Source organism: Streptomyces sp. T028 (genome assembly GCF_048159505.1).
In the GTDB taxonomy this organism is placed as follows: domain Bacteria; phylum Actinomycetota; class Actinomycetes; order Streptomycetales; family Streptomycetaceae; genus Streptomyces.
The window spans coordinates 35,225-55,114 of sequence record NZ_JBLRVZ010000043.1; the positions used below are offsets into that span (position 1 = coordinate 35,225).

General features: G+C 71.6%; 23 protein-coding genes. 8 read left to right on the forward strand and 15 right to left on the reverse strand.

Annotated features, from left to right (window positions below; all coding sequences use genetic code 11):
* Positions 1-239 precede the first annotated feature (239 nt).
* Positions 240-1,121: an IclR family transcriptional regulator gene (locus ACLZN2_RS36495; protein WP_416983832.1), complete on the reverse strand. Its 882-nt coding sequence runs from the start codon at positions 1,119-1,121 to the stop codon at positions 240-242.
* Positions 1,122-1,359: 238 nt separating this feature from the next.
* Here ACLZN2_RS36495 and ACLZN2_RS36500 point away from each other — a divergent pair, with 238 nt between their 5' ends.
* Positions 1,360-1,551, forward strand: a complete 192-nt coding sequence (locus ACLZN2_RS36500; RefSeq protein WP_416983834.1) for a DUF1569 domain-containing protein — start codon at positions 1,360-1,362, stop codon at positions 1,549-1,551.
* A gap of 345 nt (positions 1,552-1,896) precedes the next feature.
* On the opposite strand, the gene dmpG is transcribed toward ACLZN2_RS36500, so the two are convergent.
* The 9 genes from dmpG to ACLZN2_RS36545 form a co-directional block, all read right to left on the reverse strand.
* Entirely contained in the window at positions 1,897-2,928 is a 1,032-nt protein-coding gene (dmpG, locus tag ACLZN2_RS36505; RefSeq protein ID WP_416983835.1) for a 4-hydroxy-2-oxovalerate aldolase, read from the reverse strand.
* A complete protein-coding gene (locus ACLZN2_RS36510) occupies positions 2,925-3,878 on the reverse strand; it encodes an acetaldehyde dehydrogenase (acetylating) (RefSeq protein ID WP_416983836.1) in 954 nt (317 codons plus the stop codon). The genes dmpG and ACLZN2_RS36510 overlap by 4 nt, the downstream gene beginning before the upstream one ends.
* Positions 3,879-3,885: 7 nt before the next feature.
* Positions 3,886-4,683, reverse strand: a complete 798-nt coding sequence (locus ACLZN2_RS36515; protein ID WP_416983837.1) for a 2-keto-4-pentenoate hydratase — start codon at positions 4,681-4,683, stop codon at positions 3,886-3,888.
* A gap of 432 nt (positions 4,684-5,115) precedes the next feature.
* Positions 5,116-5,475, reverse strand: a complete 360-nt coding sequence (gene fdxA / locus ACLZN2_RS36520; protein ID WP_416983839.1) for a ferredoxin — start codon at positions 5,473-5,475, stop codon at positions 5,116-5,118.
* Positions 5,463-6,851, reverse strand: coding sequence for an FAD-dependent oxidoreductase (locus ACLZN2_RS36525; RefSeq protein WP_416983840.1), 1,389 nt, complete (start codon positions 6,849-6,851; stop codon positions 5,463-5,465). The genes fdxA and ACLZN2_RS36525 overlap by 13 nt, the downstream gene beginning before the upstream one ends.
* Positions 6,848-8,062, reverse strand: coding sequence for a cytochrome P450 (locus tag ACLZN2_RS36530; protein ID WP_416983841.1), 1,215 nt, complete (start codon positions 8,060-8,062; stop codon positions 6,848-6,850). The genes ACLZN2_RS36525 and ACLZN2_RS36530 overlap by 4 nt, the downstream gene beginning before the upstream one ends.
* Positions 8,063-8,164: 102 nt before the next feature.
* A complete protein-coding gene (locus ACLZN2_RS36535) occupies positions 8,165-8,383 on the reverse strand; it encodes a ferredoxin (protein ID WP_383552582.1) in 219 nt (72 codons plus the stop codon).
* A gap of 64 nt (positions 8,384-8,447) precedes the next feature.
* Complete coding sequence (locus ACLZN2_RS36540) at positions 8,448-9,344, reverse strand: SDR family NAD(P)-dependent oxidoreductase (protein WP_383552579.1); 897 nt, start codon at positions 9,342-9,344, stop codon at positions 8,448-8,450.
* A gap of 268 nt (positions 9,345-9,612) precedes the next feature.
* Entirely contained in the window at positions 9,613-10,509 is an 897-nt protein-coding gene (locus ACLZN2_RS36545) for an SMP-30/gluconolactonase/LRE family protein (RefSeq protein WP_416983842.1), read from the reverse strand.
* A gap of 567 nt (positions 10,510-11,076) precedes the next feature.
* On the opposite strand from ACLZN2_RS36545, the gene ACLZN2_RS36550 reads away from it, so the two are divergent.
* The 4 genes from ACLZN2_RS36550 (at position 11,077) to ACLZN2_RS36565 (ending at position 14,390) form a co-directional block, all read left to right on the forward strand.
* A complete protein-coding gene (locus ACLZN2_RS36550) occupies positions 11,077-11,568 on the forward strand; it encodes a MarR family winged helix-turn-helix transcriptional regulator (RefSeq protein WP_416983843.1) in 492 nt (163 codons plus the stop codon).
* A gap of 211 nt (positions 11,569-11,779) precedes the next feature.
* A complete protein-coding gene (locus ACLZN2_RS36555; RefSeq protein WP_416983844.1) occupies positions 11,780-12,448 on the forward strand; it encodes a WD40 repeat domain-containing protein in 669 nt (222 codons plus the stop codon).
* 144 nt (positions 12,449-12,592) lie between these two features.
* A complete protein-coding gene (locus ACLZN2_RS36560; protein ID WP_416983845.1) occupies positions 12,593-13,888 on the forward strand; it encodes a WD40 repeat domain-containing protein in 1,296 nt (431 codons plus the stop codon).
* 331 nt (positions 13,889-14,219) lie between these two features.
* Positions 14,220-14,390: a hypothetical protein gene (locus ACLZN2_RS36565; RefSeq protein ID WP_416983847.1), complete on the forward strand. Its 171-nt coding sequence runs from the start codon at positions 14,220-14,222 to the stop codon at positions 14,388-14,390.
* A 26-nt stretch (positions 14,391-14,416) separates the two neighbouring features.
* Here ACLZN2_RS36565 and ACLZN2_RS36570 read toward each other — a convergent pair whose 3' ends face one another.
* Positions 14,417-15,124: a hypothetical protein gene (locus ACLZN2_RS36570; RefSeq protein WP_416983848.1), complete on the reverse strand. Its 708-nt coding sequence runs from the start codon at positions 15,122-15,124 to the stop codon at positions 14,417-14,419.
* Between the two features lie 35 nt (positions 15,125-15,159).
* Here ACLZN2_RS36570 and ACLZN2_RS36575 point away from each other — a divergent pair, with 35 nt between their 5' ends.
* The 3 genes from ACLZN2_RS36575 (at position 15,160) to ACLZN2_RS36585 (ending at position 17,083) form a co-directional block, all read left to right on the forward strand.
* Entirely contained in the window at positions 15,160-15,933 is a 774-nt protein-coding gene (locus ACLZN2_RS36575; protein ID WP_416983850.1) for a hypothetical protein, read from the forward strand.
* A 188-nt stretch (positions 15,934-16,121) separates the two neighbouring features.
* On the forward strand, positions 16,122-16,358 hold the full coding sequence (locus tag ACLZN2_RS36580) for a hypothetical protein (RefSeq protein ID WP_416983851.1): 237 nt from the start codon (positions 16,122-16,124) through the stop codon (positions 16,356-16,358).
* Positions 16,359-16,366: 8 nt separating this feature from the next.
* Positions 16,367-17,083 carry a ribosome-inactivating family protein gene (locus ACLZN2_RS36585; protein WP_416983852.1) on the forward strand — a complete coding sequence of 239 codons (717 nt, stop codon included), beginning with the start codon at positions 16,367-16,369 and terminating at the stop codon, positions 17,081-17,083.
* 434 nt (positions 17,084-17,517) lie between these two features.
* Here ACLZN2_RS36585 and ACLZN2_RS36590 read toward each other — a convergent pair whose 3' ends face one another.
* The 4 genes from ACLZN2_RS36590 to ACLZN2_RS36605 form a co-directional block, all read right to left on the reverse strand.
* On the reverse strand, positions 17,518-18,063 hold the full coding sequence (locus tag ACLZN2_RS36590; RefSeq protein ID WP_416983853.1) for a DDE-type integrase/transposase/recombinase: 546 nt from the start codon (positions 18,061-18,063) through the stop codon (positions 17,518-17,520).
* Between the two features lie 425 nt (positions 18,064-18,488).
* Positions 18,489-18,644 (reverse strand): hypothetical protein, encoded by a 156-nt coding sequence (locus tag ACLZN2_RS36595; RefSeq protein ID WP_416983854.1) that lies wholly within the window; start codon positions 18,642-18,644, stop codon positions 18,489-18,491.
* A gap of 83 nt (positions 18,645-18,727) precedes the next feature.
* Positions 18,728-19,342, reverse strand: coding sequence for a TetR/AcrR family transcriptional regulator (locus ACLZN2_RS36600; protein ID WP_416983855.1), 615 nt, complete (start codon positions 19,340-19,342; stop codon positions 18,728-18,730).
* Positions 19,343-19,431: 89 nt separating this feature from the next.
* Positions 19,432-19,890 (reverse strand): nuclear transport factor 2 family protein, encoded by a 459-nt coding sequence (locus tag ACLZN2_RS36605; RefSeq protein WP_416983856.1) that lies wholly within the window; start codon positions 19,888-19,890, stop codon positions 19,432-19,434.

Here is a 19,890-nt window from a genome sequence, read left to right on the forward strand (position 1 = left end):
ATACGGCGGCAGGAGCACCGGCCGGCGAGACCCCGCGCCCGGGCCGGGGCGCCACCCCATCGTGGAGGTGTGGGTCGAGGCCCGCGAACCGGTTCGCACGGTGGCCGGACCACGCCAGGGCCGCTTGCCCCACCGTGGTGGCGGGCCACCCCGTCCTGGATACGGAGTCGGAGCCAAGCACGGTCCCGGTCCGGCGACGGGAGAGCGGGCCGTCGAAACACGCGCTCGGGGCCGGAGCGCTACCCCGTGGTGGTGACGGACCGCCCGTCCGAGGCACGGAGGGCGGACTGCGGCCCGGTCCGGGTGCGACGGGCCGGCAGGACCGCGGACGGCAGCCGGGGCAGGCGGGCGAGTTCGTCCACGATGCCGCGGGCGGCGGCGAGCGCGAGCGGTGCGAACCGTTCGAGCGGCGCATCGGCCTCGCCGACCACGGAAAGCGCGCCGAGGAGCCCAGAGGCGCCCCGCAGGGCGACCCCCACACAGCCGACGCCGCCGAAACACTCGCCCCGCTCGTAGGCGAGACCGTGCCGGTCGCGGACGCGGCTGAGTTCCTGGTGCAGCCGGTCCCGGCTGGTGATGCTGCTGGGTGTGCGGGCCGGAACGCCCCTGGCGTACTCGTACTCGATCTGGTCCGGTGTCAGCCAGGCGAGCATGGCCTTGCCGAGCGCCGTGCAATGGGCCGGCGCACGTCCGCCGACCCGGGACGGCACGTCGACGGCGGTTCGGCCACCGACCTTGTCCAGGTAGTAGATCTCGGTGTCCTCCAGGACCGCGAGGTGCACCACCATCCCGGTACGGACGGCGAGTTGGTGGAGCGCGGGAGCCGCGGCGGCGCGCAACGCACTGTGGCCGGTGTCCCGGCCGCCGAGACCGAGGGCCCTGGGACCGAGCCGGTAACCCGTCGTCATGTGCTCCAGCCAGCCCACGCCCACGAGTTGGTCGAGGATCCGGTGTGAGGTGGAGCGCGGCAGTCCGGTGCGGCCGGTGACGTCCTCCAGGCTCAGATGGGCGTACGGACGGTCGAAGAGATCCATGATCAGGGTGATCCGCTCGACCATGGACGGGGGCAGTGCCTCCCGCTCAAGGGTGGACCCGGCAGTGCTGCTCAGCGCTGAGTTCATGCCAGCACCTCTCGCCGAAACTAGAACGAAATCTAATTTTGACGCTAGCAGTGGCCCGGCCGGGTTGGAAGATGTCCGACGGACAGTATTCTGCGGGAATCCGGCTCGCCACGGAGTCACGGCGGGCCCGGCGGCGCGCGCCCTCGATTCCGACGGGCCGTCCCACGGCGGTCGGCCTGGTCTCGGCCGCCCCTGAGCCGGGCAGCGGAACAGGGGCGGTAGCCGGATCCGTTACCCGGTGACCGGATACCCCCGCCTGAAGCCGGCCCTGTTCCGGGCGACGGTCGGAGCCCTGGCGAAGCGGGTGTTCCTGAGCCGTGGCCGGATGCGCCATCCCCTCGACGCGGTGATCGACGGCGCCCCGCAGCTGGACCCGAACCTGCCCCTGGCGGCAGCAGTCGGACAACCATCTGCCCGGCCTGGCACGTGACTGAGTACGGCGAACCCTGATCCTCCGGCCCTCGCGTCGGCCGAGCAGGCGAGCGCTTCGGCGAGCGGCCCGACCGGCCGGTGTGCGTCTGTCCACGAGGGCACGACCCTCACTCGATCCGCGGCGGTCGAACCCGCTCGCACCGGCTCGGGCGCGGATCCGTCGTGCGCCTCCCCGGCCGAGGACAACGCACCGACGCGGCCGAGCCGTTGCGACGCCGACGGTCGGCCCGACCGCTGAAACGGTCCCGGTCACCGGGAACTTGGTGAGCGTAAACGAACGGCGCGGGGCGGGAGGGGCACCCCGCACCGCCTCTCCCGCCCCCCGTCCGGCGGACCGCCGGTCTCACCCTCCGTGCCGCGCCCCGCCGAGGTCGAGTGCGATGTCGACGATCATGTCCTCCTGGCCGCCGACCAGCCCCCTCCGCCCGACCTCCACGAGGATGTCCCGGGCGTCCAGGCCGTAGCGCGCGGCGGCGGCCTCGGCGTGGCGCAGGAAGCTGGAGTAGGCGCCCGCGTACCCGAGGGTGAGCGTCTCCCGGTCCACCCTGACGGGACGGTCCTGCAGCGGCCGTACGATGTCGTCGGCGGCGTCCTGGAGGGCGAACAGGTCGCAGTCGTGCTTCCAGCCGTGCAGGTTCGCGACGGCGACGAAGGCCTCGATGGGGCAGTTGCCCGCTCCCGCGCCCTGTCCGGCCAGTGAGGCGTCGACGCGGATCGCCCCCTCCTCCACCGCGATCACCGAGTTGGCGACGGACAAGGAGAGGTTCTCGTGCGCGTGGATGCCGATCTGGGTCCGCTCGTCCAGTACGTCGCGGTAGGCGCGGACGCGGTCGCGGACGCCCTTCATGGTGAGGCGCCCGCCCGAGTCGGTGACGTACACGCAGTGGGCACCGTAGGACTCCATCAGGGCCGCCTGGCGGGCCAGTTCGGCCGGCGGTGCCATGTGGGCCATCATCAGGAAGCCGGAGACGTCCATGCCCAGTTCGCGGGCCGTGGCGATGTGCTGGGCCGACACGTCGGCCTCCGTGCAGTGGGTGGCGATGCGCACCGAGCGCACGCCGAGCGCGTAGGCCCGCTTGAGCTCGGCGATGGTGCCGATGCCGGGCAGCAGCAGGGTGGTGAGGACCGCGCGGTCGAGCGCGTCCGCGGCCGCCTCGATCCACTCCCAGTCGCTGTGGCTGCCGGGTCCGTAGTTGAGGCTGCCGCCGGCCAGGCCGTCGCCGTGGGCCACTTCGACGGCGTCCACGCCGGCGGCGTCGAGGGCGCGCACGATACGGGCGACGTCGGCGGGGTCGATGCGGTGCCGGACGGCGTGCATGCCGTCCCGCAGGGTGACGTCCTGGATGTAGAGGCGGGGCGGGGCGGTGTCGGTCATCGGGAGGTCACCTCGGTCAGGACGCGCTCGGCGAAGCGCTCGGCGACGCGGAGAGCGGCGGAGGTCATGATGTCGAGATTGCCGGCGTACGCGGGCAGGTAGTGGGCGGCGCCCTCGACCTCCAGGAAGACGGTGACCTTGGTGGTCACCTCGGGTGCTCCTGGCGGCAGCAGGGTGTGCACCGGCTCGTCCGGCGGTACGGGGGTGAACTGGACGTCCTGCTTGAGCCGGTACCCCGGCACGTACTCGGCGACGGCCGCGACCATCTCGGTGACCGAGTCGACGACCGCCCGCTCGTCCACGTCGCCGGTCAGGCAGTAGACGGTGTCCCGCATGATGAGGGGCGGTTCGGCTGGGTTGAGCACGATGACGGCCTTGCCGCGCAGCGCGCCGCCGACGGAGGTGATGGCCGCGGAGGTGGTCTCCGTGAACTCGTCGATGTTGGCGCGGGTGCCGGGTCCGGCCGAGCGGGACGCGATCGACGCGACGATCTCGGCGTAGGCGACCGGGGTGACCCGGCTGACCGCGTGCACGATCGGGATGGTGGCCTGGCCGCCGCAGGTCACCATGTTGAGGTTCGTCGCTGACTTCTCGACGTGCTCGTCCAGGTTGACCGGCGGGACGACGTAGGGTCCGACGGCGGCCGGGGTGAGGTCCACCAGGATCTTGCCGTACGGGGCGAGCCGCTTCGCGTTCTCCACGTGGGCCTTGGCCGAGGTGGCGTCGAAGACGATGGCGATGTCCTCGAACCCCTCCAGCGCGATCAGTCCCTCCACCCCCTCGGCGGTCGTGGGCACCTTGAGCCGGGCGGCGCGGGCCAGGCCGTCCGACTCCGGGTCGATGCCCACCAGGGCGGCCATCTCCAGGGTGTCCGACAGCCGCATCACTTTGATCATCAGATCGGTGCCGATGTTGCCCGACCCGATGACGGCGACCTTGGTCTTCTTCACCTCGACCTCACTTCGTGCCGGTGAACGTGGCGGATACGGAGCCGAGTCCGGAGATCTCGGCATGCACGACGGCTCCGGGACCGACCGGCACCAGGGGGCCGAGCGCCCCCGAGAGCACGACCTGCCCGGCGCGCAGCGGCTCCCCGAACTCGCGGGCCGTGCGCGCGAGCCAGAGCAGGGCTTCCAGCGGGTCCCCGAGACACGCGGCTCCGTTGCCCGTCGACGCCTCGCTTCCGTCAAGGGTCATCGTCATGGTGACCTCGCGGGGCTCGAAGCCGTCGAGGGTCACCTGCTCGGGGCCCAGGACGAACAGGCCGGAGGAGGCGTTGTCGGCGACGGTGTCCGTGATCGTGATGTCCCAGCCGGCGATCCGGCTGTCCACGATCTCCAGGGCGGCCCGGGCATGGTCGACGGCGCCGCGCACCCGCTTCAGGTCCAGGTCCGCCTCGTCCAGGTCCTCGCCGAGGACGAAAGCGATCTCGGCCTCGACCCGGGGCTGCAGGAGCCGCGCACTGGGCACGGCCGCGGCCCGGTCCGACATGTTCATGTCGTCGAACAGGATCCCGAAGTCCGGCCGGTCCACGCCCACCTGCCGCTGCACGGCCGCGGAGGTGAGCCCGATCTTGCGGCCGACCACGCGCGCGCCGAGGTCCAGCTTCCGCTGCGCCAGCCGCTGCTGTACCTCGTACGCAGCCGCGATGTCCGTCGTTCCGAGCAGGTCACGGACGGGAGCGCACGGGCTGCGCTCCGTCCCCGCGCGGGACAGCCGTGAGGCCGCCGCGGCCACCGCGGCGGCCCTGTTCACTGCCGTCCCTCCGTGGGCTCGCTCTGCCATCCGTGCCACTTCCTCACTGTGTCGGGAACCGCCCCCGGGGTGGGAACGTCCAGCTCCACGCGGCCGACACTAATCACGGTCCGACGCGACGGGCCACGAGTAGTTCCACTCAGTGGACCCGCAGCACACATCGGGACGCAGAGCCCGTCGCTCGGCGGGAGCGCACGGGCAGGAGGCCTGGCCGCTCGGGCGTCACGCAGGGGCGAGCGCGACCTCGCGCCGTCGGCCCTGATCATCGTTCACATGGTTCGGGTGCCGGTGTGCGAGTTCCTTCGGAATGGACTGCGGGCGCGACGGCGTACCGGTCGGCCCGGGTGATCCGGCCGAAGGCCCGACGGTCCACGACGCGATGCCCCGGCACGGGAAGGCAGCGGTCCGGACGGAGGGCCCGGCGCCCACCGGTCATGACGACGGCCTGCGCCGCCCGCCCGGCAGCGTCGCGACGTACGGAGTGTCCGCCCCGATCGGGCCCAGGTCACGCGCGCCGCCGGGTGCCGGTCCGAGGGGGGCGGCCCGTCCCGGCAGCGGCTGGGTGAAGAAGGCCTCGTTGTCCGCGACCGCCCAGCGCAGTGCGTCGGGTACGTCGTCCTCGATGTAGATGGCCTCCACCGGACAGAGCGGCTCGCAGGCACCGCAGTCGATGCACTCGGCCGGGTTGATGTACAGCTTGCGGTCGCCCTCGTAGATACAGTCGACGGGGCAGACGGACGTACAGGTGCGGTCCTTGACGTCGACGCAGGCGTCGCCGATCAGGAAGGCCATGGCAGTTCCTCTGGTTCCACTGGTACGGGGCGGTCTGTGCGGCCGAGCCGCAGCAGCGTCGGCCAGTCGGCGATCTTCGTGCGGTCCCGGCCGCGCGTCGCGCCGAGGTCCTGCTCGGCGGAGTCGATGCGGGCCCAGCCGGACAGGCCGACCGGGCGGATTCCCCGGCCTATCAACAGGCCGGTCAGGTCCGGGAGTTGACGTACCGGCAGCCGGTCCAGGTCATCGAGGAGCAGGGCCACCGTCTGCGCGGAGTCGAGTTTGTTGGTGCCGATCACACCGCTCGGCCCGCGTTTGAGCCAGCCGGTGACGTACTCCCCCGGGCACGGCGTTCCCTCCGTGTCGAGCACGCGTCCGCGGTCGTTGGGCACGACACCGCGGGCGGCGTCGAAGGGCACCGTGTCCAGCGGGAGCCTCCGGTAGCCGATCGCGCGGAGCACGGCGCCGACGGGCAGGGCGGAGAGTTCGGCGGTGCCCTCCGACATGCCGTCGGGTCCGCCGTGGGTACGTTCCGTCAGCAGTCCCGTCACCCGGTGCCCACCCAGCACCCGGCGCGGGCGGGTGAAGAAGCGCAGTTCGATGCGGCGCGGTGCGCCGAGCGGTGGGCGGGCCGCGAGGTCGGCCAGAGCGCGGAGGGTGGCCTGGGCGGTCCGGTCCGCGTCCGTGTTCTCCGATCCGGTGAGCTGGCGTGGGTCGACGATGACATCCACCCCGTCCACCTCGCCCAGCTCCCGCAGTTCCTTGGGCGTGAAACGGGCGTGCCGCGGTCCGCGCCTGGCGAGCACCACCACCTCGCGCACCGCGCTGTCGCGCAGTGCGGCGAGCACCGCCTCCGGCATGTCCGTGCGCTCCAGGTCCGCGACCGGCCGGGTGAGGACGCGCGCCACGTCGAGCGCCACGTTTCCGGCGCCGATCACGGCCACCCGCTCCGTGTCGAGCGACAGCGGCGGACGCGCGTCCGGGTGACCGCTGTACCAGGACACGAACGCGCTCGCGGAGCAGCTCCCGGGAAGGTCCTCGCCGGGGACCCCCAGGCGGCGGTCGCCGGCGGCCCCGACCGCGTAGACCACCGCGTCGTAGCGTTCGAGCAGATCACGCCGTGTGAGGTCCGTCCCCACTTCGACCCCGCCGTGGAAGACGACCCTCGGGTCGTCCAGCACCTTGCGGAGCGAGCCGATGATCGACTTGATCCGGGGATGGTCGGGGGCGACGCCGTAGCGCACCAGGCCGTACGGCGTCGGCAGCCGGTCCAGTACGTCGACGCGTACGTCGTGACGGTTCTGGCGGATCAGCTCCTCGGCCGCGTAGAGCCCGGCGGGCCCGGCGCCGACGACCGCCACGCGTCGCGCCGGGGGCTGCGGGGGCAGCCCGCTCACCAGGCCACGGGGAGGCTGCTGACCCCGCCGGTCAGGGTCTCGGTGACCTCGACGGCCTCACCCGTCAGCCGCAGGCCCGGCAGCCGGCGGAAGACGGTGGCCAGGGCCACCTGCATCTCCATCCGGGCCAGCGGAGCCCCCAGGCAGTGGTGCAGGCCGTGGCTGAGTGTCAGATGCGGGTTCGGCTTGCGGGTGATGTCGAAGGCGTCCGGGACGTCGAAGGCGTTCTCGTCGTGGTTGGCCGCCGTGATGTCCACGAGCACGCACTCGCCCTTGCGGATCAGCTGACCGTCGATCTCCACGTCCTCGCTCGCCAGGTGCGGGGGCAGGCCCCCGCCGCCGCCGACGGGCTGTCCCTGCACGAATCCTCCGTGGCGGAGGGTCTCCTCGACCAGGGTGGGGGTGATGGTGTCGATGTCCGTCAGCAGCAGCTTCAGGTGGTCGGGGTTGTGCAGCATCGTGGTGACACCGAGCGTGATGAAGTTGGCGGTGTTGTCGAAGCCTCCGACCAGGACCAGCATCGCGATGGGCAGGATCTCGTCGTCGCTGAGCGAGTCGTCCTTCTGCTCGGCCGCGGCCAGCATGCTGAGCAGGTCCTCCCGGGGCTCGGCACGCCGCCGCGCGATGAGTTCGGCGAGGTAGCCGTACAGCTCGATGCTGTTCTGCATGGTCTGCTCCTCCGTCATCCCGGAGACCGCGAGCAGGGCGTGGGACCAGCCGATGAACCTGTCCCGGTCCTCCTCCGGGACGCCGATCAGCTCGCACAGCACCCGGATGGGGAACGGGATGGCGAACTCCTGGGCGAAGTCGCCCTCCTGGCGTCCGCCTGCGGTCATGCGGTCGAGCAGGGTGTCGGCCATCTCCTGCGCGCGCAGGCGGAGTTGCTCCACACGGCGAGCGGTGAACGCACGGGCGACCAGACGGCGCAGGCGGGTGTGCTCCGGCGGGTCGGCCCACTGGAAGGTGCCCAGCAGGAACGGCGGGAACTGGACGAAGTACGGCACCTCGCGCTCACGGAAGGGCTGGCGGACGAAGCGGCGGTCCTCCAGCATCCGCTTGGCGGCGGCGTGCCGGTGGATCACCCACACGTCACCGCCGTACGGCATGGTCACCTTGGTCATCGGCCGGTCCGCGCGCACCTTGCGGAAGGCCTCCAGGGCCTCCTCGGGCGGCAGCGGCGGGAACGGAAAGGGCGCGGTCTCACTGGTCATCGCGTGTCTCCCTCGACAGCGGCGGATGCGGATGGACGTACGAAGCCGGAGGTGCGGAAGGCGACGTACGGAAAGGCACGTACCGACGGGGGCCGAGCCGACTCAGTCGACGAGTTGGCCGGCCCCGTCGCGGACGAGGACGGCCGCGCCGGGGCACAGGACGACCACGTCCCTCAACTCGTCGGCGGGCACGACGCGTTCGGCGAGGGGGCGGGACCTGCCGTTCTCGACGGCGAAGTGCAGGGGGGCCACCGAGGCGCAGACGCCGGAGCCAATGCATGCCTCCCCGTCGACCTCCACCGTCCATGTGTCGTCGGCCATGGGTTTGCCTCCTGGGCTGCGAGTTGGGGCCGTGCGGCGTGGGCGTTCCTGGTATGACGCGGGGTCAGGGCTGTGACTGGGGCAGCATCAGCTCGACGGGCTGGGCTCCGTCGGTGCCGAGGATCTCCCCGATCCGCTCGGCCACGGTTTCCGGGGTGAGCTCCGGGTCCACGATGCCCGCGGTGTTGACCATGACCATGCGGTTCACCAGCCCGCCCGCGACGTTGAAGACCTCGCCGGTGACGGCGCAGCTCTCGTGCGCCAGGTAGGCCGCGACCGGCGAGACGAGCTCGGGCGGCATGCTGGTCATCATGTACTCGAGCATCCCCTCCGGCAGGGTGTCGCCGGTGAGTTCGACCATGCGCGTGCCGGCGCCGGGGGCCACCGCGTTGACCTTGATCCCGACGGCGTGGCCGGCCACGGCGAGGTTGCGGGTCAGGCCGTAGACAGCGCCCTTGGCGGAGCCATAGTGGACCATGTCGGGCACGCCCAGCAGGGACGCCGAGACGGTGTTGACGATACGTCCGTTCCCCGACGCCACCAGGTGCGGCCAGGCGGCGCGGGAGACGAGGAGGCTGCCGAGGTAGTGCACGTCCAGGTACTTCTGGTACGTCTGCGGGGAGGTCTCGCCGAAGGGGGCGGGCCGGAAGATGCCGGCGTTGTTGATCACGGCGTCGAGTCGGCCGAAGGCGTCGAGCGCGGTCCGCACGATCGCCGCGGCTCCCTCCTCGGTGGCCACGGACTCCGTCGAGGCCACGGCGGTACCGCCGGCCTCGACGATCTCCTTGACCACCTGCTCGGCGGGCGCGGCGGACGGGTTCGCGCCGTCGGGGTCGCCGCCGGGGTCGCAGACGACCACGGACGCGCCACGGGCGGCGAGCAGGTGAGCGTGCGCGCGGCCGATGCCGCGTCCTGCGCCGGTGACGACGACCGCGCCTCCGGTGAAGTCGAGTGGTGCCATGTCAGTACCTCGTCGTTCTCGTCATTGAGCCGGAGTGGTTGACAGCGCGGGGGCTGGTGCCCGTGGGCGGGGCCAAGGGCGCCGTCGGACGACGACGCTGGGGTGGTGGAGTCCTGGACGCCGGAGGGCGGGCCGGCAGCCGGTGGCGGGAGGGTGGCCCCTGGCTCCGGGACGGCAAGCCCCGGACGGTGGAGTCCGAGACGCCGGTCGGCGGATTCCGTGGTGGTGGGCGTGGGTGTGCTCCGCTGGTTCCGGAGGACCGGTCGGGTCAGGGGCGGGTAGTGCCGCCGGGCACGTCGACCCGGGCGGTCCAGATCGAACCGCGGCCCTCGGTGCGGGACTTCTCGCGGTCGAAGACCTCCACACCGCAGGTGATGAAAAGGGTCCTGCGGTCGGCGCCCCCGAGCGCGCAGGCGACACCCATGCCCGCCTGCTCGGCCGGAAGGTCGACGGAGGCCACGGCCGGACCGCCTTCGAGGACCCGCAGCACACCGCTGATCGGGGACGCCCCCCAGACCGCGCCCTCCTCGTCGACGCACATCCCGTCCATCATGATCTGGCCGTCGAAGAACGTACGGCGGGCCCCGAGCGAGCCGTCGTCCTTGATCTCCAGCGCGGTCAACCGCAGGCCGTCGACCTCGGCGGTGATCAGCGTCCGGCCGTCCGCCGTGATGCCCATGCCGTTGGCGCCGTCGAAGACGCCGCCCTCCTCGGCGACACGTGGGGTGCCGTCCGGCTCCACGACCAGCAGCGGCGCCTTGGCCGCGCTCTCGCCGGCGAAGAGGTTGTAGCCGAGCTGGCTGATGTAGGCCCGGCCCTGTGCGTCGACCACCATGTCGTTGATCGGGCTGACCGCCAGGCCGCGCAGGTCGGCGTAGACCTCCGTGGTGCTGCCGTCGTGGACCAGGACGACCTGCTCCCACATGGAGTTGACGAGAAGTCGGCCGTCCGGCAGAAAGCCGGTGCCGACGCACACGACTTCCTCGTCGACCAGGCTCTTGCGGTCGTTCAGGTCGAGGTAGACGTCGGCCTCACCGTTCTCGGTGACGGTGACGACGCGGTGGTTGTACATGTCGGAGAAGTAGAAGCGCCCGTCGTGCCAGCGCGGACACTCCGTCCAGCTGTAGCCGGTGGTCAGCTGCCGGGCCTCGTGGATCCGGGTCATACGCACCTCCGTGAGGTTTCGTGGGCTCGCTCCCGGACGGGGTCCGCGCCGTCAGGGTGTGCTGGGGGTGTGGTCGGCCGGCGCGCGCCCGCCTGGACGTCGGCGACCCAGGAGTCGGGCGGCCGCCCCGGACGGCGTACGTAGCTCCCCGGTGTCGCGCGCAGGCAACGGCAACCGGGCGTCCGCGTGAGCGGCAGCACTTGCCCGGGGCTGCGGTCAGGGCACACGAAGGCTCCCTCGTCCAGGGGATGGTGGCAGAATCCGCACGCGGGGTGCGTGCTGGCTGCGCGACGACAGAACGGTTCGGCGGCGCGACGGGCGGACACGGCTCGCCCCGATCGCGGCCACGGGGGCAAGCCGCCATTTACTGTCCTGTGGACAGTAAACCCGCCCCGCACCGAGGGCAAGGGATCGTTCGGGATCGGTCCGCCCGAGGCGGGGCCGCGGCCGGGGACGGCACGGGACGGGGACCGCTGTACCGCCGGGCGGCGCGATGAGATCATGACGGTGACGGCTGCCCCGGCGGGTGAGGATCGGCACAGGGGCCGGCAGGAAGGACAAGCACATATGGCGCGAGCGACACCGGGCGACGCCGTGACCACATCGGAGGTGGCCGGACTGACCGCGCTTCACGACTCCTTCGCCAACATCCTGAGCCGCTGGGCCGCGGCCGGAATCCAGGAAGTCATCATCGAGCGCGCGGGGGCGGGCATCGATCCGGCGTCGATGACGGTGCTCAACGTCCTGATGCGCGCGGGCGGTTCGGCCCGGCCCTCGCACGTGGCACAGCAGACTGGAACCGGCGCCTCCAACGTGAGCAAGGTGCTGGCCCGCATGGAGACCCGCGGCCTCGTCGAGCGGGCGACCGACGAAGGCGACCAACGCGCCGTGAGTATCACCGTCACCGGGACCGGCCGCCGCACCCACCAGGCCGTCGTGGACACGTCGATCGCCATGCTCGGCGAGTTGCTGCACGACTGGTCGCACGACGACATCGAGCAGTTCGGCGCACTGCTCGACCGCTACGCCGCAGCTCTGCAGAACACCGTGTTCGGATGACGAGCGGGCGCCGACACCGCGGGCGATCCCGGCGAGGCAGTCACCCGCGCACGCACGGCGGTCGACTCCTCCCGCAGCCGGCCGGTCAGGCCCCGGCGCCCGGCTGACTGGAAAAACGCTCCGCGAACGTCAGAGTAAGGACGCCCGATGAACCGCCGGAGTCAGGACCTGAGGCGGCGAAAGCCACATTCAACCAATCTCTACGCTCTTTTTGCCCGAAAGAACCGTTCCCTCCCCTAGGTTTGCCCCCGTTCAGGGCTCCCTGTTCCAGCCCGAGCGGGACGCCTTCACCGACCCTGGCCCCGGCTCCGCCCCGGAGCGGGACGTCAGCGGCGACCCCGGCCCAGGACCCGGCTCCGGCCGTGATGTCACCGCGGCCCGCTTCCTCCTTGCCGACGGCCGTACGCTGCTCAGCGCCGTCGGTGGCATGTGGCGCACCTGGGACGTGACCGGCCACCGCCCCCTGGCCCAAGGCAGCCTGCCGGTCGGCTCCTCAGTCGTCGAGGCCGTCGACACCCGTACCCTCGTCGTCAGCGTCGGGGACCACCAGCGCCTGTGGAACACGGTCACCGGACGGTGGACGGGCGGTGCGGACTCCCTGCCGTTCACCACCTCGGTCGCGCTCACCCGCGACGCACGGGCGTACCTCGCCCAGGACGGCGACCAGGTGCGCCTGCGCGCGGTCGCCGACGGCAGAACGCTCTTCGAGACCACGGCGGACCCGTCGGCCGCCGCCGAGGCGAGCACCGACGGCCGACTCGTCGCGGTGTGCTCCTCGGGAGGGTCGCCGCGGTTGTGGGACACCGCCGGCGGCCGCGTGCTACCAGGGGGCTGGCAGCGGGTCCGCGACGCCTGCGCGGGTGCGCCGTCGCGGTTCTGATCGGCCCCTGCCACCGTCTCGCCATCGTCACCGACCGGGACGTGACCGTCTGGGACACCCGGACCGGCCGCCGGCTCGCCGAACTGGCCGAGCCCGGGGCGACCTGGGCGTCCGTCAGCGACGACGGGAAGTTCCTGGCGAACGGTGGGCCACGACGAGATCCACGTGTGGCGACTCGCGTTCCCGGACGCCCAGGTCTTCCGCCAACCACTGGACGGCCGACGTCCGTACGGCGGCCCCTTCTGGGAACCGGACGGCCGGACCCTGCGCTATCTGGAGGGCGGCACCGTGCACACCCTCGACCTCGGTCCGTCCGTCACGTCGGCATGGCGCCCCACCCCGGTGGACGCGGAACTGCTGAGCCCCGACGGCCGTACGTACGCCACCGCCGTACGCACGGGCTCCCATTACGTCTTCACGCTGCGCGCCGTCACCGGCCTCCGCAGGGCGCGCTCCCTGCCCCCGGCCGACGTCCCCGTCCCCCGCGACCCGTCGACCCCCGTCGCGCCGGAGGAGACGGTGCCGCTGATGGCGTTCGGACCGGACGGGAAGTCGTTCGCGTACGGCGTCTCCGTACCCGGCAGGGAGCTGGCCTCGCAGCCGCTGACAGTCTGGGACCCGGCTCAGGACCGGGCCCAGAGCACTCTGGAGTTGTCGGGGCCGTCGGCGCTCAGCATCACCCTGGGACTCGGCGGACACCTCCTGTTCGCCGCCCTTCCGGCGACGTCCGAGGGGGTACGGGACGAGGTGTGGGACGTGGCCCGGCACCGCAGGACCGCCGTGTTGGACGACATGACGAGCGGACGGGCCGTCGTCCGTCCCGACGGCCGTCTCTTCGTCGGTGACGGCGGGATCGCCGCGCTTCCCGAGAACTCCCAGTCCCTCCCGGCGGGCACGGCGGTCCCCGGCCGCGCCGTTCCGAAGACCCTGGTGCAGGGCGACGGGTCGGGTGCCATGGGATTCGCGGCCGACGGGACGCTGTTCGCGGCGGGCGACCGGACCGGCCGTGTCGCTCTGTGGGACGCGGGACTGGAGCATCGGGCGGCTGTCCTGCGCGACACGTTCCCGGCGCCGTTGGACGGCAGTCCGGAGGGGGTGACCGCGGTGGCGGTCAGCCCGGACGGCGCGACCCTCGCGGTCGGCGGCGACGCCGGCTCCGTCCAGCTCTGGGACGTGGCCACCCGCCAGCCGCTGGGCGGGCCTCTCACCACGCCGGGCGACGGCATCACGTCCCTCGCCTTCTCCCCCGAGGGCACCACGCTGTACGTGGCCTCTCCGCATGTTCCGCTCCAGAGTTGTCCCATCGGCACCGAGCAGGCGCTCTCCGAAGTCTGCGCCCGCGTCCGAGGGGCCGTCCTCACCCGCGCCGAGTGGCGTTCCCGGGTACAGAACGTGCCGTACACGCGGGTGTGCGACGGTGCGGCGTCCGGCAGCGGGTGAGCCGTCGGCCGCGTCCCGGAGTCGAACCGGTGACCGGCGTCCGCCGGAGCATCACACGCAGGTCACAGAGTTGATTGCCTTCGGGGGCGGGAGCTGTTGATCAACCCGCCAGGCGAAATCGTGGGCATTGCCCACCCGGGTCACCGGGCCTTCTCCCCCGGACACGCCGGTGACGGGGCACGAGCGGCCCCCGACGGACACATCCCCAGAGCCGTCGGGGGCCGCTCACCGGTCAGCCCGGGGACGCCGGTCCCGTCAGAAAATTCAAATCAGGCGCTGCCCGACTCGATCCGAGTCAATTTCGCGGGCAGCGCCATGGAGCATTCCCGAAATGGAATTTCCGCCGAACTCCTGCTACCTGGCCACGGACTGGTGGTGGCAGACCGACCGCACGGTGGAATTCCCCTACGTGCGCCCCGGCGGCTCCGCCCACTACCGTCTGGTGTACATCCCGCAGCTGAAGGACGGAAGCATCGCCAGCTACCACATTTCCGCCGCGTAGCGCGGCTTGTCGCCCGCCGCTGCCACTCATGTCACGCGGCGTCGGCACGAGCGGCCGAGGCCGGTGGGTCCCACCCCGAGGAGACCCCCAGCTTCATGGAGATGCGGCTCAGGTAGTTCCCGGCCGTCAGGTCCGTCACCGCCATACGGCGAACACCTCCGGATGCCACGGCCGGACGACAGCAGACCCATGAGCTGCCCCTCCCGTCGGGAAAGGCACGGCTGGTGGCCGGGCACCGTCGCGGTACGTGCCGTCATGTCCGTCGGCAGCAGCAGCCGACGTGTCACCGCGGCGGGCTCGTCCGACCGCCTCGCCGCCGCCCGGTGCGCGAGGCGGTGCCGCACGACGGAGATGTCCGCCGCGAGTACGGCCCTCCCCGCGGCCGTGCAGCGCAACGCTGCTTCCAGCAGGTCCGGTTGCTCGGATTCCAGCAGACGGCTGGCGGCCCCGGAGCCCAGGGCCGACCGCACGTCGGCCCGGTCCAGCAGGAGTGCCGGCACCGCGACCGGCGGCAGCCCGGCGCCCATGCCCGTGGCGAACCGGTGCACCAGCGGCGCCATGCCCGCGCCTCGGAACAGCAGGACACCGTCGTTCGGCCCGACCTCGTCCGGGGTCAGGACCGATCGGGAGGACAGACACGCGGGTGTGGCCTGCGGGGCTCCCCGGTGGATCACCAACGCGACGGAGGTCTTCCGGTCCTGTCGGAACGGCTCGCCGTGGGGGTGGTACGACACACCTGCTGCGACCGGGGAACGCCGGTGCGAACACGGTGGCCGTCCACATCCGTGTGCTCACCGGCGCCCGCGCGCAGATCCCCGGCTCCTCAGCGGCGAAGATCCTCGTCCGGGCGGACGATGCCGGAGCCACCCACGGGCTGCTGGAACGCCTCGAAGCCCTGAACGCCACCCGGCGCACGGTCCGCTACACGGTCGGCTGGAAGATCACCGACGCCGACGAGCAGTCCATCGCAAAGCTGCGGCTAGTCGTCGCCGAACTGACCGGACTGGACACCCGCGAGGACTGGCCGCAGGGCATGCGGCTGATCGTCCGCCGTGTCCGCCCGTCCCGGCGGCACCCGAAGAAGCTGACCGCGTTCGAGGCCAGGACCGGCCGGCGGTACCGCGTCAACGCGAGCAAGATCCGCCACGTGCGGGGCATCGCCGGCTCAGGCCACAGCCAGTCCCTGGACGGACTGCACCGCTCGCACGCCGGGGTGGAAGACCGGGTCCGCACCGACAAGGCCATGGGACTGGACGATTTGCCGTCCGGCTCGTGGCAAGTCAACCGCGGTTGGATGCTCGCCGTGAACCTCGCCGCCGATGGCTGCGGATCGAAGCCACCCGGCCCTGGGCCCAAGCCACCTGCTGGCAACGACTCGCCGCCCTCCCGGCCGTCGCCGGACCGGCCGGGCACTGGCCCGACAAGGACCCGAAAGGAGAAGACCGGCAGCACTCGGGGCCCGCGGAACCCGGCGCACCCGCGGCGACACGCGACGGCCCTTCCTCAAACGGCAGAGGACACGGACGAACCGCCGACCAGGTAAGCCAAGAATCCCGCTGACGAATCGAGGTCGATGCGAGGAGACAGCCGAATTGCCACCACATCAATTGATTGCCTTCGGGCGGGGGCGATGCGGATCAATGTGCGGGTCGTCAGTCTCGGTGGTGGAGATCGGGTCCGTGCGCTGTGGCCCGGCCCCGACCACTTCCGCTCGACAGAGGAGAATCCCCCGTGCCCAGCACCCAGCCCCCGGCCGGCACCTCACTCCGCAGGCGCGTCGTCGGCACCACCACCCTGGCGGTCGCCGCCGCCCTGGTGGTCAGCGTCGTCGGCCTCAGCGCTCCGGCGCACACCACGTCTGCCGGCGCCGCGCACAACGTGAAGCTGGACTCCCACCACATCAGCACCGTCGCCGACGCGCAGATCTTGTGGAACGTCGCCGACGGCGCGGACGGTTTCGCCCCCTGATCTCCGGAGTGCGGAACGCGGCGGGCAGAATCGCCGGCGCGCAGCGCCAGACCATCACCGACTCCAACGGCGTGACGAGGAACGTCGATGTCACCGACCCGTCACAGACCCAGCAGTTCGCCGACGTCGTCGCGACGGCGAGCAACGGCGCGACCCTTCACATCAGGGTCCGGCTCAGCGACTACTACGTCGTCCAGTTCTACTTCTTCGACAACAACCGAACCGTCGGCGCCAACCTGGCGAACGACGTACCTCCCCTCGACCACCGGTACAACGGTCCCGCGGGCAGCAGTACCTGGCCCGAGGGCTACGACGCACTGGCCCGCCTGGCAGGGGTGAACCTGACCGACCTGACCATCGGGACCGCCACGTTCGACAACGCGATACAGCAGATCCGCAACTTCAACACCGGCAACGCCTCGGCGGCCCAGGTCGCCCGCTCGATGCTGACCTTCATCGTCGGCATCGCGGAAGGGGCGCGGTACTCTCCGCTGGCCAAGAGGATCTACACCGAGATCCAGAACTTCCGCGCGTACAGGTTGGCGTCGGACGACGTGGCAGCGATGCGCAACTGGGCCGCCACCAGTCAGATCTACCGCAACAACGGCGGCGCCAGCACCAGCACGTACGGAGTGTCCATCCACGACGCGGCCACGGCGGCAGTCGTCCTGCTCACCGCCCTCGGTGCCCGGGGGGTGAGCAACGTGCCGAAGGACGAACTCTGACCCAGGCGCGGACGGCTCACGCTTCCGTTCGGCGCGGAGAGACCTCGCCGACCCCGACAGCCCCGGTGTGCTGCTCGCGCACACGCCGGGCCCGCTTCACGGCTTGTCCGGGCAGGGCCGGCGGTCGCCCGTGCGGGGCGCGTCCCGCGGTGCGGACATGCCGGACCGCGAGCAGCACGCCGATCCGGTGAGTCCGTCGTCGGATCGAGGCGTACCACGTCGGCCGCCGTCCCGGCGACCGCTCCGCCGGACTATCCGCGCTGCTTGCGCACCGTTGCTCCGGCATGTGGGTTCCGCTTGATCGTGTTCACTGGCTCGTGCGGAAACGCCGGAATCCGGACGTCATGAACGCTGACCACGTCGGTTGATGATGAGCAATCCGAGTCCTGGTGGTCGGCGAGGGCGGTTACTTTCCGTTGTTCCACTCGGTCTCGTCAGGGAATCCTCGGCGACCGTGGTGTGAAGACGACGGGGCGGTTGCTTGTCCCAGGAGCGGTGCGGTGGCCGCTATGAACGGGCGGCGTAGCCGAGCCTTTCGTCCGCTGTCGGTGGCGGGCCCATCCCTGATGCGGGCGCCCTGCGTCCGGGGCGGTCAGGCGGTGGTGCCGATTTCCGACTCGAGTGCGGCGAAGAAGCTGGAGACGTGTACTGAGATCCGCGGTCGGAATGGGAATTCGCGGTACCGCCGTATGGCCACCGGCGTGGGCCATACGAAGGGCGTCCTCGACCAGCTGGGTGCGCATGTGGTCGGCCATCGAGCAGCCCACGACTTCGCGCGTGCACCGGTCAATGACCGTGCGCAGGTGGAGCCATCCCTCGGCCGTGGGCAGGCAGGTGATGTCGCCGATGAGTTTCAGCCCTGGCATCGGCGCGGTGAAGTTCCGCTGGGTGAGGTTGGGGGCCGACGGCGCCGCGCGGTCCGGTTTGGTGGGCGACCGCGATCTCCTGCGCGTTATCCCGGCGCTCTGCCGTTCCCGCATGACCCGCGCGACGCGCCTACGATTCACGACGTGTCCCTGCACGCAAGGCGCGGGTGATACGCAGGGCCCCGTAAACGCCCCGGGAATCGGTGTGGACCTCGCGGACCACCGTGTCGTCTCCCGTGCGAAATGGGCAGCGGCTTGCCGGAGGACCTCGTTGTCCTTCTTCAGCCGGGCGTTCTCTCACTGCAAGCGTCTGAGTTCCTCTTGCTCGTCGGAGGTCATACCGGCATCACCCTCGCCGTCCAGCGTCCGGGAACGTCGGAGGGTGTCCACGCGGACCCACTTCCGCAGGGTCTCCAGATGGATACCCACGCCCCTGCGTCCCGTTTGAACCCGTCCGGGAAATTCCTTCGCTTTGCCACCACGGATCGCTCCCCCTGGATGACGAAACATCCAGCGTCCGGGTGTCGGAATCTCGGGGGTCACTCGCCGCGGTCGCAGTCGAGGTCGCCGCCGCTGTGCTCGTGGCTGGACCCGGAGGTGGAGTTGGTGTCGCCGCCGATCTCGACCTTGCCGCAGGGCCGGCGCGTCCGGTACCTGCCCGGACGCCACCGGGGACGGCGGCTTGGCAGGGGCACGCTGTGAGTGCTGTGCCCGGAGGCAACGACGGCACAGCAGGGCGGGCGGCGGGAACACCGCCGCCCGGGCGATGGTCCCCGCGTCACCGTGCGGTGGGCCCGCCCGTGCGCAGACCGTCGAGAAAGTACTCGAGGTGTCGGCGCCACCCGTCGTCCGGCTCCCCGTCGCGGATCAGCGCCGCGATCGACCGGAAGAGACGGTAGAGATCGTCCCGGGTGACATCGTGACGCAGCACGCCGGAGGCCTGCGCCGTGCGCATGAGGTCGTCGCCGACGACGAGGTTGTCGTCGCAGATCGCCCGCAGTCGGGGAGCGTCCGCGTAGCGGCGGGCGACGACGTCGTTGAACGCCCGGTCGGCGGCCTGCATCTCGCAGGTCCCCCAGACGAAGGCGGCGAACCTGGCCCACGGGCCGTGCGCCTGGTCGACGAGCCCGGCCAGTGCGACGAGCCGCTGCGCGGCCACGTCCGCGACGGCCTGGTCGATCAGCTCGGCCCGGCTGCCGAACCGGTTGTAGAGGGTTCCGATGCTGACCCCCGCCCTGCGGGCGATGTCCTCGAGGGGCGTCTCAAGTCCCTCCCGGAGGAAGATCTCCCGGGCCGCGTCGCGCAGCTTCTCCACGTTGCGGCGGGCGTCCGCGCGCAGCCGGGGTGACGGTGGGTCCTCGCTCGTCCGCGTGCCGTCACGTCGGCCTGTCATGCGCCCTCCTCCGGAACTCGCCGAGCCCGCGCCGAGCGGTGATCCCGGCATCGTAACCGGGGTGCAGGGATCACCGGCCCCCGTCCCGCTCAGCGGGCGACGGGGAGGGCGAACGTCCCGGTTGCGGCGGCCTGGCCGGCAAGCTGCGGCTGGTCGAGGTAGAGGTAGCGGAAGTGCCGCCTGGCGAACCGCCAGCCCTCGGCGGTGCGGACGACGGTGTCCTCGTAGACACCGTGCAGGACCTGACCGGTGCCGTCCAGACGAATCCCCTGTTCGGTGAGGTACGTCCGTGCGGTCGCGGTGTCCCCGTCGATGTCCACCGTCGTGCTGTGGATCAACTGGAGGAACGACGCCCACATCGCCCGCATCCCCGCCTCGAACCCCTTGGCGATCTCCGCCCGGGAACCCTCCAGGGTGAAGTCCAGGGGCGGGTCGATCACCCAGGCCGCCTCGGGCGTCCACAGACTCTCGAACTGTTCCGCGTCCAGCCGGTTCACCGCGTCGGCGGAACGCGCCACGAGGTCCAGCACATCGTCACGGTCAGTCAT

What these genes read in the sequence shown, in the direction of transcription:
- ACLZN2_RS36550 (WP_416983843.1), top strand. Translation starts at nt 11,077, where the DNA reads ATGGCGCGAGCGACACCGGGCGACGCCGTGACCACATCGGAGGTGGCC.
- ACLZN2_RS36565 (WP_416983847.1), top strand. Translation starts at nt 14,220, where the DNA reads ATGGAATTTCCGCCGAACTCCTGCTACCTGGCCACGGACTGGTGGTGG.
- dmpG (WP_416983835.1), bottom strand. Translation starts at nt 2,928, where the DNA reads ATGACCGACACCGCCCCGCCCCGCCTCTACATCCAGGACGTCACCCTG.
- ACLZN2_RS36535 (WP_383552582.1), bottom strand. Translation starts at nt 8,383, where the DNA reads ATGGCCGACGACACATGGACGGTGGAGGTCGACGGGGAGGCATGCATT.
- ACLZN2_RS36530 (WP_416983841.1), bottom strand. Translation starts at nt 8,062, where the DNA reads ATGACCAGTGAGACCGCGCCCTTTCCGTTCCCGCCGCTGCCGCCCGAG.
- ACLZN2_RS36495 (WP_416983832.1), bottom strand. Translation starts at nt 1,121, where the DNA reads ATGAACTCAGCGCTGAGCAGCACTGCCGGGTCCACCCTTGAGCGGGAG.
- ACLZN2_RS36590 (WP_416983853.1), bottom strand. Translation starts at nt 18,063, where the DNA reads ATGCGGGAACGGCAGAGCGCCGGGATAACGCGCAGGAGATCGCGGTCG.
- ACLZN2_RS36545 (WP_416983842.1), bottom strand. Translation starts at nt 10,509, where the DNA reads ATGACCCGGATCCACGAGGCCCGGCAGCTGACCACCGGCTACAGCTGG.
- ACLZN2_RS36600 (WP_416983855.1), bottom strand. Translation starts at nt 19,342, where the DNA reads ATGACAGGCCGACGTGACGGCACGCGGACGAGCGAGGACCCACCGTCA.
- fdxA (WP_416983839.1), bottom strand. Translation starts at nt 5,475, where the DNA reads ATGGCCTTCCTGATCGGCGACGCCTGCGTCGACGTCAAGGACCGCACC.
- ACLZN2_RS36605 (WP_416983856.1), bottom strand. Translation starts at nt 19,890, where the DNA reads ATGACTGACCGTGACGATGTGCTGGACCTCGTGGCGCGTTCCGCCGAC.
- ACLZN2_RS36540 (WP_383552579.1), bottom strand. Translation starts at nt 9,344, where the DNA reads ATGGCACCACTCGACTTCACCGGAGGCGCGGTCGTCGTCACCGGCGCA.